Origin of the sequence: Corallococcus sp. AB049A (assembly GCF_003668885.1) — a bacterium.
Lineage (GTDB): Bacteria > Myxococcota > Myxococcia > Myxococcales > Myxococcaceae > Corallococcus > Corallococcus interemptor.
In genome coordinates this window covers 1-15,224 of record NZ_RAWL01000200.1, presented here as the reverse complement: position 1 = coordinate 15,224, position 15,224 = coordinate 1, and the positions used below count along the sequence as shown (strand labels likewise).

Here is a 15,224-nt window from a genome sequence, read left to right as displayed (position 1 = left end):
AGATGTGTATACGAGACAGCCGCGGGGCATCGCATGCCGGCGCGGGCACTCTACCTCTTCGCGGACTGCTTCAGCACGTTCGTGTCGTTCCGCTTCTGGGGCCGCATGGCCTCCGAGTTCGACGCGCGCGAGGCGCGCCGGGCCTTCACGGTGCTCAACGGCTTCGGCATGGGCGGCGGCATCGCGGGTGGCCTTTTGGTGCAGGCCCTGGCGGTGCGGCTGGGCACGCCCGCGGTGGTGGTGAGCGGCGCGGTGAACCTGCTGGCCGCGGGCGCCATCTTCCACCACCTGCACAAGGGGGAAGCGGCACAGCCGTCGCGCACGCGCTCCCTGCAGGCGTGGTTCCCGGCGTGGAGCTACCTGGGGGAGAGCCCGTACGCGCAGGTGCTGGCGGCGCTGGGCATCGCGTTCGCCGTGCTGTCGTCCTTCGTGGACTACCTCTTCCGCCTGCGCGTGGAGGGCACGCTGAGCGAGGACGGGCTGGCGGCGCTGTTCGGGTCGCTGCAGCTGTGGATTGGCCTGTTCTGCGTGGCCTTCCAGCTGCTCGTCGCGCAGCGGCTGCTCAAGCGCATGGGCCTGCTCATGTACCTGGCACTGGTGCCCCTGGTGCTCGCGCCGCTGGCGGGCGCCACGCTGGCCACCGGGCAGCTGTGGCCGGTGCATCTGTTGCGGCTGGTGGAGACGGCGGTGAGCTACTCCATCCTGCCCGTGGGCATCCAGCTGCTCTACGCGGCGGTGCCGGACGAGCAGCGCGAGGGGCTTCGCAGCGCGGTGGAAGGGCTCTTGCGCAAGGGTGGCGTGGTGCTGGCGGGCCTGCTGCTCATCGGCGCGGGCCGGGGCGCCAACGGCATCACCATGGCGGTGGCGGTGGTGGGGCTGTGCGCCGCGCTGGGCCTGTTGCTCGTGCGGCTCAAGCCCGCGTACCTCACGGCGCTGGGCGAGCAGGTGGGCGCCCACGAAGAGGAAGAGGTGGAGCTGGGCGGCGAGGCGCAGAAGCTGCTGGTGGAGGCGCTCGGCGCGCCCACGCCGGAGCGCGTGCTGCGCGCGGTGGACATGCTGGAGCACGCGGAGGCCTCGCCCCTGCGGCAGCACCTGGCGTCGCTGCTCTCCCACCCCCACGAGCGCGTGCAGGAGCGCGGCGTGACGCTGGCCCTGTCCATGGAGGCGCGCGAGCTGGCGCCCATGCTGGAGCGGCTGGTGGAGGAGGGGCCCCGGCGCCCTCGTGATCAGGCCGTGTGGGCGCTGGCGCGGCTGTCCCCGGAGCGCGCGGAGCGGCTGTTGCCGCCGCTGCTCACCAGCCCCGACGTGGGCCTGCGCTGCGCGGCCATTGGCGCGCTGATGCGCACGCAGGGCAACTCCGCGGCGCTGGAGTCCCTGCGCGAGCTCCTGTCGAAGGGGGACCACGCTCCGGTGGCCGAGCGGCGCGAGGTGGCGCGGCTGTTGGGCCGGCTGAAGGACCCTCGCTTCGCGGGGCAGCTGTCGCTCTACCTGGAGGACATGGACCTCTCCGTGCGGCGCGTGGCGCTGGTGGCGGTGGGGGAGGGCGGCTACGTGGAGCTGGCGCCGCGCCTGCTGCCGTTCCTGGGCTGGCGCGAGGAGCGTCCCTCCGCGCGTGAGTCGCTGGTGCAGCTGGGCGACGCGGTGACGCCGCTGCTGGAGCTGCAGCTCAACAACAAGGCCGCGCCGCTGGCCATGCGGATGCAGCTGCCCCGCGTGCTGCGCGGCATCGGTTCCTCCGCGGCGCTCAACGCGCTCCTGTTCTCCAACGTGCGCGACGACGCGGCGCTGCACTTCCGCATTGGCGCGCAGCTGTCGCGTTTGCGTGAAGAGCAGCCGGACCACCCGGTGGACGTGGACCGCATCCACGAGGCGCTGGGCCGCCGCCGCGACACGTACCGCCAGCTGGTGGGGGCCTTCCGCGACGTGCAGGCGGCGCTGGGGCCCCAGTCGCTGCTGACGCGCGCGGTGGGGGACCGGTTGGATCAGGCGCTGGAGCTGTCGTTCTTCCTCCTGGGCCTGTTGCACCCGCCGCAGGCCATGCGCCGCATCCACCAGCACCTGGTGGGCACCGACTCGCGCCGGCGCGCCTATGCGCTGGAGCTGCTGGAGAACCTGGTGGCGCAGGAGGAGCGCGAGCTGGTGATGGAGCAGGTGGAGGCCCACCACCGCGAGCTGCCGCCCGGAGCGCCGGGCCGGCTGTGGCGGCGGCTGGCGGGGCTGGTGCAGAGCGAGGACCTGGTGCTGCGCGCGTGCGCCCGCCACGTGGCGCGGGTGAACGGCCTGGATGTGCTCCCGCAGGAAGGTGACATGAGCGATACCATCGTCCAACGGATGTTCGCCCTGGAGGGCGTGAGCGTCTTCTCGCAGAGCGACGTGGACGACATCGCCGCCATCGCGGAGGTGGCGCGCGAGCAATCCTTCAAGACGGGCCAGCGGCTCTACAGCCAGGGCGACCCGGGCGACGCGCTCTACGTCATCGTCGAGGGCGCGGTGGACGCGTTCCGCAACGGCGAGCACGTGCTGCGCTTCCAGGCGAAGGAGGCCATCGGCGAAGTGAGCCTGCTCGACGGCGCGCCCCGTCCCACGGACATGGTGGCCGCGGTGGACACGCGCGTGCTCGTCATCGACCGGCGCGACTTCCTGGACCTCTTGGCGGACCGGCCGGAGCTGCTCACCGGCTTCTTCCGCTCCGTGAGCCAGCAGCTCCAGAGCGTCATCGACCTGCCCGCCCGCCGCGAGGAGGGCCAGCGGCTGGAGCTGGGCGCGCCCCAGCAACCCCATGTTCCGCTGGAGGGCATTGGCGGCCTGCCCCCCGAAGGCAACGCGCCCTCCGACGTGTGAGTCAGTCCCCCGCGTCGTGCGCGGGCGGCGACTCGCCCTTCTTGAGCGCGGGCGGCTGCATCGGGTCCAGCCCGATGAGGTGCGACGAGGCCACCGGGATGAACGGCCGCGTGAAGCAGCGGAACGGCGGGATGCTGCCCACGAACCGCGTGAGCGCGAGCCCCGCGAAGACCCACGGCTGACGCTCCACTGCGGCGATGGGCGCGGCGACGGCCTCCGAGCGCCGCGCGAGCCCCGTCATCATCCAGCGCAGGGCCCCATGCGTGGGCAGCCGGCTCCAGGCGCGCACGAACCAGGGCGGACGGGTGACGGGCGCCATCCAGGCGCGGTCGCTCTTGGCGGCGGTGAAGACGATCAGCCACCAGAAGCCCCAGGCGCTGCTGAGGAGGGTGAAGGACTTCGGGAACCAGCACAGGGGGATGCACAGCAGCACCAGCGCGGGGAAGCCCATCACGAACAGCAGGAACGCCCTGATGCGGCGCTGGAGCTTGGCGCGCATCCACGGGACGTTGAGGCGCACGCGCGGGGCGATGTCGGGGTCCTCGGGGGGCACGCCGGTGGCGAGGCTGGCCTCGCGTGAGATGACCGTGTGGTAGTCGCGCGACAGGGCGACGACGATCCACTGCACCGCGCTCAACGAGCCGAAGAAGAGCGCCCAGAACTCCCAGCTGCCCAGGAGGAGGATGCCGTTGCGCACCTCCGGCGCGTCGATGTTGAAGCCCTTCTTCTGGGGCTCCTTCTGGATGCGGAGGCCCCTGGCCTCCTCCTGCGAGACGTCGACCGCGTCCCGGAAGGCGGACTCGACCTCCGTCTGGATGAAGTCGGTGAACGACTCTTCCTCGGCGTCCTCCGTGTCCGGGACCGCTTCCTCGGCCTGTTCCGCCGCTTCCGCGGCGACAGCGGCGGCTTCGTCCGGAGGCAGCTCGCCCTGCTTGCCAGAGTTGACGGCCTCATGGATGAGCGCGCTCAGCGCATTCTTCACGGCGGCCGCGTCCTCCTTCTCCTCGCCCTGGCCCTTCCGGGCCTTCAGCGCGGCCTCCAGCTCCTTCGCCCGCGCCTCGATACGGGCCTGCGCCCGCTCCTTCGCGGCACGCGTTTCAGCCGTCTCCGGCCGCTTCCTGCGCTCCTGCCCGTCGTACTCGTGGAAGGCCCAGCCCGCGCCGATGGCCAGCAGGAACGCCGTCTGGATCGCGGTCACCTTCACGTAGGTGGCGCGGACCGCCGGGTTCGCCAGGGTGACCCGGGCGACGTGGAAGGGCAGGGTCATGCCGTAGAAGAACTGGCGGACGCGGCCCTTGGGCAGGTGACCCTTCCTGGATTGGAAGTGCTCGGCGCCTTCGCGGACCTCGCCCCACAGCTCGGAGGCGAAGTTCCGGCCCCGGGAAGCTCCCTGGCCACTGGGAGACCTGCCGTCCTTCTCCTCTCCTAAAGGCTCGGAATCCTTGCCTTTCATGCCCGTCATTGCGTCACGCTACCACGTCGGGGATGTGCTAAAGGCCCGGCCGTGAACCCGAACCTCCTCTCGCTGCGTCCCTTCCGTCGTCCTACCCGCCAGCTCACGCTGTCGTCCGGCGCGCTGGTCCTCGCCCTGGGAGCCCTCGCGGGTTGTGAGAAGACTCCCCCGCCGGCTCCGGCCACGCCTCCCGCCGCCGAGCCCGCGAAGCCCGCCGTGCCCAATGAAGTGACGGTGCTCGTCACCGGCAACGCCCGTGGCCAGCTCCTGCCCGTTGAAGGCAAGGGCGGCGCCGCGGAGCTGATGGGCCGCTGGGTGAATGATGAAAAGCACTGTGCGGGTCCGCTGAAGGACGGCCAGGCCACCTGCCCGGATGCCGGCACGCTCGCCCTGACGACGGGCGACCTGTGGACGGGCCCGGCCATCTCCTCCTTCTTCCTGGGTGCTCCGACGGCCGAAGTGATGGGGCACATGGGCTATGCGGCCTCCGCGCTGGGCAACCACGAGCTGTCGTACGCCAAGGATTCCTTCCTGAAGAACCGCGCGGCCGGGGGCTTCCCCTTCCTGGCGGCGAACCTGAAGGTGACGGACGCGTCGCTGGCCAAGGACCTGTCCATGCCCGCGTTCCAGGTCTACGAACGCCGGGGCCTGAAGATTGCGGTGGTGGGCCTGACGTCGCAGAAGACGGTGCGCACGGCGATGTCCGGCCGCGCGGAAGGCCTGGAGATCACGCCCAACGAGGACGCGCTCAACGCGGCCATCCCCGAGGCGCGCAAGGCGGGCGCGGACGTGGTGGTGGTGCTGGCGGACCAGTGCCCCACGGACCTGCAGCCGGTGCTGGCGAAGCACGCGGACTGGAAGGTGTCGCTGGTGGCCGGCGGCCGCTGCGGCACGGACGCCCCGGCCGTGAAGACGGAAGGTGACACCACGTACGCGTCGCTGGGCCGCGGCTTCGAGTCGTACCTGCGCGCGCAGTTCAAGTTCGACCCGGCGAAGGGCGCGGGCCAGAAGGTGACCGGCGTGGACACGAAGGTCGTCCAGGTGTCGGGCGGCACGCCGGACGCGGAGACGGCGAAGCGCATTGCCGAATGGCAGACGAAGGTGGATCAGGCACTGGGCCGGAAGATCGGCTTCACCCAGGCGGGCATCCCGCTGGACTCGCCGCTGATGGCGAAGTGGGTGGCGGGCGCGGTGCGCTCGCAGCTCAACACCGACGCGGCCATCCTCAACAAGGGCGGCATCCGCAACGGCCTGCCGAAGGGTGACGTGACGCTGGGCAGCGTGTACTCGGCGCTCCCGTTCGAGAACTCGCTGCTCACCGTGAAGCTCAAGGGCGAGGACCTGGCCAAGCAGCTGGCGAACCCGGACGCGCTCGTGGCCGGCTTCACCCAGGCGGGCAAGGGCAAGTTCAAGGACGCCCAGGGCAAGCCGCTGGATCCGAAGAAGGAGTACACCGTGGCCACGGTGGAGTACCTGTACTTCGGCGGTGACGGCTTCGACTTCGAGAAGCTGGACTCGGACCCGGAGGAGACGGGCATGGCGTGGCAGACGCCCGTCGTCGAGTGGACCGAGGCCCAGGCCTCCTCCGAGAAGAAGCCGCTCGAGAAGCTGGTCAAGTAGCGCTTCCCGAGGTCCTGAAGCACCGGGGCGCCGGAGTCCTCCCTTGAAGCGGGGAGGGCGGCCGGCGCCTCGCCGTTTCCGGCGCTCGGTTAGAGTGGGCGCATGGAGATGGCGGAGTTCATCGAGACGCGGCGGCCGCGCTGGCAGCAGCTGGAGACGCTGCTGGACAAGTCCGAGGGCGAGGGGCTGCGCAGGCTGAGCCTGGACGAGGCCCGCTCGCTGGGGAAGCTGTACCGCGCCGTCTCCAGCGACCTGTTGTGGGTGCGCGCGCGCAGTGGCTCCGCGGACGTGAGCGCGTACCTCAACGACCTGGTGGGCCGTGCGTACGCGCTGACGTACCCGGGCCGCCGTCCCCGGTTCGCGGACGTGTGGGCGTTCGTCGCGCGGGGCTTCCCGGCGCTGCTGCACCACGAGTGGCGCATGTACGTGGCGTCCGTGCTGCTGTTCCTGGCGGGCGCGGGCTTCGGCTACGTGGGCATGGTGGTGGATCCGGACGCGGCGCACTACCTGGTGCCGGAGCAGCACCTGAACCTGGACCCGGTGAAGCGCGCGGCGGACGAGGCCGCGGGCAAGGGGCTGTCCGTGGAGGAACAGGCGCAGTTCTCCTCGTTCCTCTTCACGCACAACATCCAGGTGGCCTTCCTGGCGTTCGCGCTGGGCATCACGCTGGGGCTGGGCACGGCGGTGATGCTGTTCACCAACGGCCTGTTCCTGGGGGCGCTCGCGCAGGTGTACGCGGCGAAGGGGATGACGGGGTGGTTCTGGGCGTGGATTCTCCCGCACGGCATCCCGGAGATTTCCGCCATCTGCATCGCGGGCGCGGCGGGGCTCGTCATCGCGCGGGGCATGGTGGCGCCGGGTGGGTTGTCTCGCGGGCAGGCGCTGCGCAAGGAGGCGGTGACGGCGGTGAAGCTGCTGTTCGGCACGCTGGTGCTGTTCGTGCTGGCGGGCTTCATCGAAGGCACGGTGTCGCAGATCCATCCGCCGAAGCTGTCGGTGGCCTTCAAGATTTCGTTCGCGCTCACGGTGGGGACGGGTGTCTACGCGTACCTGCTGTCGGACTGGGTGCGCGGCCGGCGGAGTGAGGGATGAGCGGGCCGGACCTGGCCGTGCCTCCGTTGCCGCGCGAGCCGGAGGTGCTGATTGAATGCCCGCGCTTCTCCATGGTGAAGCGGCGCGCGGATGGTTCGGTGGACTTCGTGTCGCCGCTGCCGTGTCCGTACAACTACGGGTCCATTCCGGGTCTGCTGTCGGATGACGGGGACCCGCTGGACGCGGTGGTGCTGGGGCCGCGGCTGTCCCAGGGCCAGCGCGTGCGTGTGCCGGTGGTGGCCGTGCTGGGCTTCATCGACGCGGGGAAGGGCGACCCGAAGGTGGTGTGCGGGACGCACCCGATGACGGCCTCCGAGCGCGCGGGACTGGAGCGCTTCTTCCGCGTCTATGCGTTGTTCAAGCGGGGTTTGCACCGCGTGCGCGGCGACGTGCCGGATACTCGCTTCGTGGGCTGGCTTCGCGAGGGCGTCTAGTCGAGCGACTTGGTCATCTTCAGGACCCGGTTCCGCTTGAGCCCATGCTCGATGGGCCCCACCCACTGTTCCGGCTGGAATCCCACGCGCTCCCAGAAGCGGCGTCCGGCCGTGTTGTGCTCCACCACCGCCAGCCGCAGCAGCCGGCCGCCGTGGGCTCGCACGTGGGCTTCGTAGGCGCTGAGCACGGCTTCGCCCCGGCCCTGTCCCCGGGCCTCCGGGGCGAGGAGCAGCAGGCCGATGTACCACTCACCCTGTGCCGGGAAGTCACGCAGCGCTTCGAGCACCCCCGCGAGGCCGCCTTGCGCATCCCGGAGGGCGATGAGGTGGGCCTGGCCAGGGGCGAGCCCTGGCGGCCGTTCACTCGGGATGTTCCGGGCCTGATCCGGTAGCGCGGGCCGGCCGTAGACGAGCTGGTGATAGTCCTCGCAGCGGTCGAGGAGTGGTTGCAGGACGTGCGTCTCGCTGTCGCCTACCAACTCCGCAGAGAGGTCCGCCGTCCCGAACATGCTGCCTCCTACAGGACGCCGCGCGCCTTGATGTCGAGATACCGGTTCACCGCCGCGAGGCTCAGCTCATCCGGTGCCACGTCCAGCATCTGCACGCCGCCCCTGCTCACGCGGGCCTTGAGCACTTCGCGGTCCGTGAGCAGCTCCGATGCCACCGCGTGCTGGAAGGCCTCCTCGGGGCCTGAAGGCGGCGTGCGCAGGAGCTTCTGGAGCGCCGTGTCCTTCACGGACAGACACAGCGGGACGTGGCGGCGGGCCAGCCGGTGCAGCGGGGCCACCAGCGTTCCGGCCTGCTCCTCGTCGAGGAAGTCCGTGAAGACGCACAGCAGGCTGCGCCGGTTGAGGCGCACGTTCAGCTCCTTGAAGAGCGCCAGGTAGTCCACGTACGTGAGGCTGGGCGTCGCGGAGTAGAGCGTGTCCACCAGCTTGCGGTACTGGCCCCGGCCCGCCGCGGGCGGCAGGTAGGCCTTCACTCCGTCAGCGAAGAGCGCCAGTCCCACGCGGTCTCCGTTGCGGATGGCCACGAAGGCGAGGAACAGCGCCGCGTTCACCGCGTGATCCAACTTGGTGAGGCCGTCCACCTGCGCCGCCATGGAGCGCCCGGCGTCCACGCAGATGATCAACGCCTGCGAACGCTCCGACTCCAGCACCCGCGTCACCGGCCGGCCCCGGCGCGCGGTGGCCTTCCAGTCGACGTCTCGCACGCTGTCGCCCTGGGCGTAGTCGCGCAGGCGCGCGAACTCGCTGCCCTGGCCGTCGCGCCGCAGCTGCCGCAGGCCCAGGTTCACCAGGTCCAGCGCCGCGCCCGACAACAGCAGCCTCCGCGCGCCTCGCAGGTCCGGGTACACCGACACGCTGCGCTCGGCGGGGAAGGCCCGCTCGTGCGAGACGAGTCCCAGCGGGCCTCGCACGCGCACGTGAATGGCGCCGAAGCTGAACTTGCCTCGCTTCGAGGGCGTGGCCCGGTACACCCACTGCGTCTGGCTGTCCGGCGTGAGGCGCAGCGTGGCCTCCGAGGGCTCGGTGGTGAACGAGGCGGGCGCGTCGTCCTTCACGCGCACCTCCACCGTGCCGCCGCCCCGGTGCACCAGCCGCAGCTCGACCCGATTGGCCACGCCCACGTTGAGGCGCTCCGGCAGCAGGCGCTCCACCTCCAGCCGCACGCGGCGGGCCTGGAGGAAGTCGAACGCCGCCAGCGCCACGGCCAGCGCGTCCAAGGCCAGCACCGCGCCGCCCAGGCCCGGAAAGAAGCCCGCCAGCGCCATGGGCAGCGCGAGCAGGGCGAGCAGCCCCCACAGGCGCTCGGAGGGAATCACCGGGGGACCTCGACGCCCTGGACCACCTCGCGCAGCACGTCCGCGGGCGTGGCCCCGTCCAGCTCCGCGTCCGGCGACAGGAGCAGCCGGTGGCGCAGCACCGGGCCCACCAGGAAGCGCACGTCGTCCGGGGTGACGAAGTCGCGGCCCCGCAGCGCCGCCAGCGCCTTGGACGCGAGCAGCAGGTGCACGCCCGCGCGAGGGCCGGCTCCCAGGCGGATGTTGGGGGAGCTGCGCGTCGCCGCCACCAGCTTGCGGATGTAACCGAGGACCGGCTGCTCCACGTTGACGGTGTTGAGCGCCGCGCGCGCCTGGAGCAGGTCGTCCTTCGTCACCGCCGCGTTCACGCCCGCGCGCGCCAGGTCGCCCGCGTCGAAGCCCCGGTGCACGGACTCGAGGATGGCGTCCTCCTCCTCCGGCGCGGGGTAGCCCACGTCGATCTTCAACAGGAAGCGGTCCAGCTGCGCCTCGGGCAGCGGGTACGTGCCTTCCGATTCCACCGGGTTCTGCGTGGCGAACACCGTGAACATGGGCGACAGCTGGAGGTTCTTGCCCTCCAGCGACACGGCGCGCTCCTGCATGGCCTCCAGCAGCGCGGACTGCGTCTTCGCCGGGGCGCGGTTGATTTCGTCCGCCAGCAGCAGGTCCGTGAAGATGGGCCCCCTCGCGAGCACGAAGGCCTGCGACTTCAGGTCGAAGACGCTGGTGCCCAGGATGTCCGCGGGCATCAGGTCCGGCGTGAACTGGATGCGCTTGAAGTCCGCGCCCACGCTGCGCGACAGCGCCTTGGCCATCAGCGTCTTGGCCACGCCGGGCACGCCCTCCAGGAGGATGTGCCCACCGGCCACGAGCCCGCAGAGCATCAGCTCCAGCGGTTCGTCCTGCCCGACCACGGCCTTGCGCACCTCCGAGAGGACGCCCTCGCGGATGGCGTTCGCGGACCGCACGGCGTTGCCGCTGTCCGGGAAGGGAGGAGGGGAGAAGGGCGGGGCGTTCATGAGGTTCCGGGGCGGTGCCGGCCGGTGCCGGCGGGGTGGATGCGCTCGCGCACGAGCGCGGCGGAGGTGGCGAGGTCCTGCAGGTCCGCGTCCCTCTGGACGTGCTCCGCCTTGTGGGCCACGTCGAGCAGCCCGTTCGCCAGGTCCTGGCGACCGCGCGTGCGCAGCCCTTCCGCGACGGCGGCGGCGGTGGAGTGCGAAGGCAGGCCCGCGAGCGGTGCCAGCTGCTGCGTGAGGCCGCGGGAGATCAGCCCCGCCGTGAAGCCGTGGTGCTGGCCCTCGCGGTACAGGCGGCTCATGGCGAAGAGGGCGTCCGTGGCGCCCACGCGCATGGACTCGGACGGAGGCAGGGGCCGGCCGAAGCGCTTCAGCGCGCCCGCCCACAGCACCACGCCCAGGAGCAGCTGCGCGACGGCGAAGTGCAGGCCGTATCTGCGCGCGAAGTCCACGAGCGAGCGCTCGTTGGTGAAGCCGTGGTGGAACTCGTCGAAGGCGAAGGGGCCGGGGCCCATGGCGCCCAGCGCGCTCAGCCAGAACTGCGCGTTGTCCGCCCGCGTGAGCGCCGGGTTCATCGCGAGCTCCGGGGCGCCCACCACCAGCACCCGGCCCAGGCCCGCTGGAATCACCGCCGCCACGGGGAAGCCCAGGCGCTCATCCTCCAGCACGGTGATGGCGCCCTCCGGGAGCCGCAGATAGGCCTGGACCTTCGCCTCCACGCGCTCCACGCCCAGCGTGTACGGCGTGGGCAGCGGAGGCACCAGCGTGCGCATGGGCAGCGTCACGTCCGCCTTGTCCAGCTTCACGCCCAGCTCATCCAGGAGCGCGTTCTCCCGCGAGCCCCACGGCACGTACACGAGCGAGGCCCCGGCGCGGACATGGGCCAGCACGCGCTCCACCTCGGTGTCGTCCAGCTGCTGCGCGCGCAGGGCGTTGAAGCCCTGGTGCGGCGCCTCTTCGTCATTGACGCCCGCGTCCGGATCCGAGGCGAGCCGGGTCTGATCCGGATCCTCCTCGTGCGAGTCCTGGACCTCCACGGCGAGCAGCACCAGCGCGCCCTTGCCGGAGAGCAGGCGCAGGTCCGCCATGTTGCGCGTCACCGGCAGGCCGCTCTCCTGCGCGAGCAGGTACAGGGCGCGCGCGCCGTCCGGTTCCGCGCGGAAGGTGGACAGCGGATCCGCGAAGCCGCCGCGCTGGGCGCCCCGCACCAGGAACGCCCCCAGCACGCCCGCGAGGAGCAGGCTGCCCAGCACCAGCAACGGGAAGCGGTCACGCACCGGCGGCCTCCTGCGCGGGCGGCGCGGCGAGCAGCGGGGCGGTGATGGCGCGGAACTCGGTGTAGCCGTCGGCACCCACGGGCACGTTGCCGTACCAGGCGAAGTCGAAGCGGCGCGTCAGCTCGCGGAACGGGGCCTTCACCTCCGGGCGGCCCCGGAACGCGCGCAGGTAGTCCCAGTTGGACAGCGTCTCGTCGTAGTGGATGGCGCCGTCGCGGTGCAGGCGCGACAGGAGCGCGAGGTACAGGTTGCGCACCGCCTCGCGGTACTCGCCCTTCGCGGCCAGCGCGTCCGCCAGGTGCGCCCAGCCTTCTGGCGGACGTGACAGCGCATGGTTCGCGCTGCCTGCGAGCGCCGCCGCGTCCACGGTGCTCACCTCCAGCGCCGGGCCCGTGTCCGCGCGCTTGCGCTTGAGGATGCTCACGACCACCACCCCCAGCACCGCCAGCGTCAGCGCGACCAGCATCACGACGAGGGCGTTCGCCGCCGCGCCGCCGCTCACGGGCAGGGCCGTGTCCCGAGACCGGGGCTCGGGGTTGTGGCGCTTGAAGAAGTCGCGCAGCCACGCGCCCAGCTTGTCGATGAAGCGGCGCCACCAGCTGGACTCCGGCGGAGGGACTTCTTCCTCCTTGGGTTCGGCCGGGGCCTTCTCCGGGCGCTCCTGGAACTCCGGCCGCGCGAGGATGGCCCGCGCCCGGTCCGTCGCGGCCCTCGCGTCCGCGCGCGCCTGGGCCTCGGCCGTGGCCGTCACCTGCGTGAGGCCTTCCTCCAGCGTCACACCCGCGCTCTCGCAGTCCTCATCGTCGTACGCCTGCTGCTCCAGGCGGCGGACGAAGCGCTCCAGCTTGATGGCTTCTCGCGCGTCCAGCGCGTCGAAGTCCTTCAGCGCCGGGCCCTCCACGAGTTCCGGCAGCTCGCACTCCGTCGCGACCTTCACCAGCCGGGCGCGCACGGCCTTGCGGTCCACGGGCTCGGCTTCCACCGTCGCGGGGGCGGCGACGAGCAGGCCCGTCACCAGCATCAGGGCCGCGGCCACGCCCTTCGACGCGAGGCTTCCGCGCTGCGTGCTCCGCTCCGGCAGTTGCTGCACGGCGGCCAGCAGGTCCAGGCCCTCCTGCCGCACGCGTCCGTCCACCAGCAGCAGCGTGGCGGTCGCCGCGCGCAGGGGCTCGAAGAGGGCGAACGTCGTCGCCACCAGGAACACCAGCCACGGCGGGTTGTCCAACGACGCGAACCGCTCCGCGAACGTCAGGTCGATGCCCACGAGCTGACGCCCGAGGTACAACAGGAAGTTGAGCCCCACGTGCAGGTTGAAGAACACCAGCACCTGCACGCCCATCAGCCAGCGCACCACGAGCGCCGTCCCGCGTGACGGGCCCAACAGCCGCGAGCCCGTGCCGTAGAGCTTCAGCGGGCTGCCCCGGCCCTGCATCGTCGCCGCGTAGCCCACGCTCTGCCCCGCCAGCAGCACCAGCGCGATGCCCAGCGAGAACGTCAGCGTCACCACGTTGAAGATGGCCAGGTACGCCACTGCGATGAACAGGCTGGGCAGCCGCCCCAGCGCCGCGCGCAGGGACTGGCGCACGGACGGTTCCGCCTTCGCGCCCAGCAGCACCTCCTGCACGTAGTGGCACGCCGCGCCCTGGCCCACGCCCCGCAGGAACCACGCGAGCGTCACGTACAGCGCGGGCAGGGTGGGGGAGCGGCCGTGATCCACGGCGTCCCACAGGTGCAGCAGCGCGGCCACCACCGCCGCGCCTCCGGGCAGCGTGAGGGCCCACACGCCCGCGTCGCGCGCGCACAGCCGCAGCGCCGCGTCCATCAAGGCCACCGGACCCCGGGGGCGCAGTTCCAAGGCGGAGACGGCCATCGCGCTAGCTCACCGCGTGCGCGGCCAGCAGCACGCCGCCCCACACGAGCACGACGCCCAGCAGCGCGAGCACCACGTGCGCCACGCTCCACTCGCGCCGGGGTGGCGGCCCCTCCAGCGCCTTGCGGCGCGTGTCGAGGCAGCTGGCGCAGCGGTTGATGCCCTCGAACTGCGTGGTGCACTCGCGGCAGATGACGCGCCGGCACTCCACGCAGACGCCCAGGCCCGCGCGGTCCGGGTGGTAGTGGCAGCGGCCCGAGCCCTGAATCATGCGCTCACCTTACGCAATCCAGGGCTCGCCACACCACCCCCGCGAGGGCGGGCACGGCCTACATCTCGTCGAAGAACTCGTCGTTGTAGGTGTACCGGCCGAGCCGTTTGACGAGCGCCTCCATGGCCTCCACCGGCTTCACGGCGAAGAGCATCTGCCGCAGCTTCTTCACCTTCTCGTACTCGCGCAGGGTGAAGAGCTTCTCCTCCTTGCGCGTGCCGGACTGGGCGATGTTGATGGCCGGGAAGACGCGCTTCTCCGCGAGCAGGCGGTCCAGGGTGACCTCGGAGTTACCCGTGCCCTTGAACTCCTCGAAAATCACTTCGTCCATGCGGCTGCCGGTGTCGATGAGCGCCGTGCCGATGATGGTCAGCGAGCCCGCCTCTTCCGTCGCGCGCGCGGCGCCGAAGATGCGCTTGGGGCGCTCCAGGGCGCGGCTGTCCACGCCGCCCGTCATGGTGCGGCCGGAGCTGTCGACCTCCTTGTTGTAGGCGCGCGCCAGGCGGGTGATGGAGTCCAGGAGGATGACGACGTCCTTGCCGGACTCCACCAGCCGGCGTGCGCGCTCCAGCGCGAGCTCCGCGACCTTGAGGTGGTCACCCGTGGGCCGGTCCGAGCTGGAGGCGATGACCTCCGCCTTGATGCTCCGGCGCATGTCCGTCACTTCTTCCGGGCGCTCGTCGATGAGCACCACCATGACGTGGCACTCCGGGTGGTTCTGGATGATGGCCTGGGCGATGCGCTGGAGCATGATCGTCTTGCCCGTCTTGGGCGGGGCGACGATGAGCGCGCGCTGACCCTTGCCGATGGGCGCGATGAGGTCCAACACGCGCGTGACCATCTCCTTGTGGCCGTTCTCCAGCTTCAGCCGCTCGGTGGGGTCCACGGAGGTGAGGTCCGCGAAGTGGGGCAGCCGGGGCGCGCCGTCCAGCGGGCGGCCGTCCACCGTGTCCACCTTCTGGATGACGCCCTTGTGGCCGCGCATCTGCGCGAACGCGGTGAGGTACTGGCCCTGCCGCAGGCGCAGCTTCTGCACCAGGTTCTTGGGCAGCTCCGGGTCGTCCGGCGACGCCAGGAGATTCCGCTTCACCTGACGCAGGAACGCGTTGGGGCCCTTGGCCTCCGTGTCCAGCACGCCCTCCACGGGCGCCAGGTTCTGCTGCGGCGCGCCCTGCTGTCCGCCGCCGCGCTGCTGCTGATGCCGGTTGTGCTCATGCCGCGGCTGTTGCTGCGGCGGCGGTGGCTGACCGCCGTCCTGCGGGCGGTGCTCCTGGCCCTGCGGCTGGCCGCCGCCCTGGGGCTGCTGCTGTTGCTGCTGCGCCTGGCGCTGGCGGTACTGCTCCAGCTCCTGCGGCGTCAGGAAGACCTGGACCTGCTGCCCGTCCGGGCCCGCCGTCATGCGGTAGGCCTGGCCTTCCGGGGTGAAGTGCACCTGCGCGCCACGACGGCGGCGGCGGCGGCGGCGGCGGCGGCCGCCCTGGCCGGGGGCTCCAGGGGCGCCGTTCTGGGCAGCGCCCCCCGCGGAGGCGTCACCCTCGTCGGGGCC

The 15,224-nt window shown here is 71.7% G+C and carries 12 protein-coding genes; 4 read left to right on the top strand and 8 right to left on the bottom strand.

Features of this window, described 5'->3' with window-relative positions:
* Positions 1 to 33: 33 nt before the first annotated feature.
* On the top strand, positions 34 to 2,841 hold the full coding sequence (locus tag D7X55_RS21510; RefSeq protein ID WP_233609984.1) for a cyclic nucleotide-binding domain-containing protein: 2,808 nt from the start codon (positions 34 to 36) through the stop codon (positions 2,839 to 2,841).
* A gap of 1 nt (position 2,842) precedes the next feature.
* Here the strand turns inward: D7X55_RS21510 and D7X55_RS21505 are convergent, their stop codons facing one another.
* A complete protein-coding gene (locus D7X55_RS21505) occupies positions 2,843 to 4,294 on the bottom strand; it encodes a hypothetical protein (RefSeq protein WP_147470164.1) in 1,452 nt (483 codons plus the stop codon).
* Positions 4,295 to 4,345: 51 nt separating this feature from the next.
* On the opposite strand from D7X55_RS21505, the gene D7X55_RS21500 reads away from it, so the two are divergent.
* The 3 genes from D7X55_RS21500 to D7X55_RS21490 all read left to right on the top strand — a co-directional run bounded on the left by D7X55_RS21500 (position 4,346) and on the right by D7X55_RS21490 (position 7,440).
* The gene (locus D7X55_RS21500; RefSeq protein WP_120552301.1) at positions 4,346 to 5,914 is read left to right on the top strand and encodes a bifunctional UDP-sugar hydrolase/5'-nucleotidase; all 1,569 of its coding nucleotides are present in this window, start codon (positions 4,346 to 4,348) and stop codon (positions 5,912 to 5,914) included.
* Between the two features lie 102 nt (positions 5,915 to 6,016).
* Complete coding sequence (locus D7X55_RS21495) at positions 6,017 to 7,006, top strand: stage II sporulation protein M (RefSeq protein WP_121724052.1); 990 nt, start codon at positions 6,017 to 6,019, stop codon at positions 7,004 to 7,006.
* A complete protein-coding gene (locus tag D7X55_RS21490; RefSeq protein ID WP_120552299.1) occupies positions 7,003 to 7,440 on the top strand; it encodes an inorganic diphosphatase in 438 nt (145 codons plus the stop codon). The genes D7X55_RS21495 and D7X55_RS21490 overlap by 4 nt, the downstream gene beginning before the upstream one ends.
* On the opposite strand, the gene D7X55_RS21485 is transcribed toward D7X55_RS21490, so the two are convergent.
* From D7X55_RS21485 to rho, 7 genes are all read right to left on the bottom strand, one after another.
* Positions 7,437 to 7,949, bottom strand: a complete 513-nt coding sequence (locus D7X55_RS21485; RefSeq protein WP_120552298.1) for an N-acetyltransferase — start codon at positions 7,947 to 7,949, stop codon at positions 7,437 to 7,439. The genes D7X55_RS21490 and D7X55_RS21485 overlap by 4 nt on opposite strands.
* 8 nt (positions 7,950 to 7,957) lie before the next feature.
* Complete coding sequence (locus D7X55_RS21480; RefSeq protein ID WP_120552297.1) at positions 7,958 to 9,265, bottom strand: DUF58 domain-containing protein; 1,308 nt, start codon at positions 9,263 to 9,265, stop codon at positions 7,958 to 7,960.
* Positions 9,262 to 10,263: a MoxR family ATPase gene (locus D7X55_RS21475; RefSeq protein WP_120552296.1), complete on the bottom strand. Its 1,002-nt coding sequence runs from the start codon at positions 10,261 to 10,263 to the stop codon at positions 9,262 to 9,264. Before D7X55_RS21475 ends, D7X55_RS21480 begins: the two co-directional genes overlap by 4 nt.
* Positions 10,260 to 11,537, bottom strand: a complete 1,278-nt coding sequence (locus D7X55_RS21470) for a DUF4350 domain-containing protein (protein ID WP_121724051.1) — start codon at positions 11,535 to 11,537, stop codon at positions 10,260 to 10,262. Before D7X55_RS21470 ends, D7X55_RS21475 begins: the two co-directional genes overlap by 4 nt.
* On the bottom strand, positions 11,530 to 13,407 hold the full coding sequence (locus tag D7X55_RS21465) for a DUF4129 domain-containing protein (protein ID WP_121724050.1): 1,878 nt from the start codon (positions 13,405 to 13,407) through the stop codon (positions 11,530 to 11,532). The genes D7X55_RS21470 and D7X55_RS21465 overlap by 8 nt, the downstream gene beginning before the upstream one ends.
* A 4-nt stretch (positions 13,408 to 13,411) precedes the next feature.
* Positions 13,412 to 13,678, bottom strand: coding sequence for a hypothetical protein (locus D7X55_RS21460; RefSeq protein WP_120552293.1), 267 nt, complete (start codon positions 13,676 to 13,678; stop codon positions 13,412 to 13,414).
* A 58-nt stretch (positions 13,679 to 13,736) separates the two neighbouring features.
* Positions 13,737 to 15,224: transcription termination factor Rho (rho, locus tag D7X55_RS21455; protein WP_233609983.1), on the bottom strand; the 1,488-nt coding region annotated here is incomplete at its 5' end.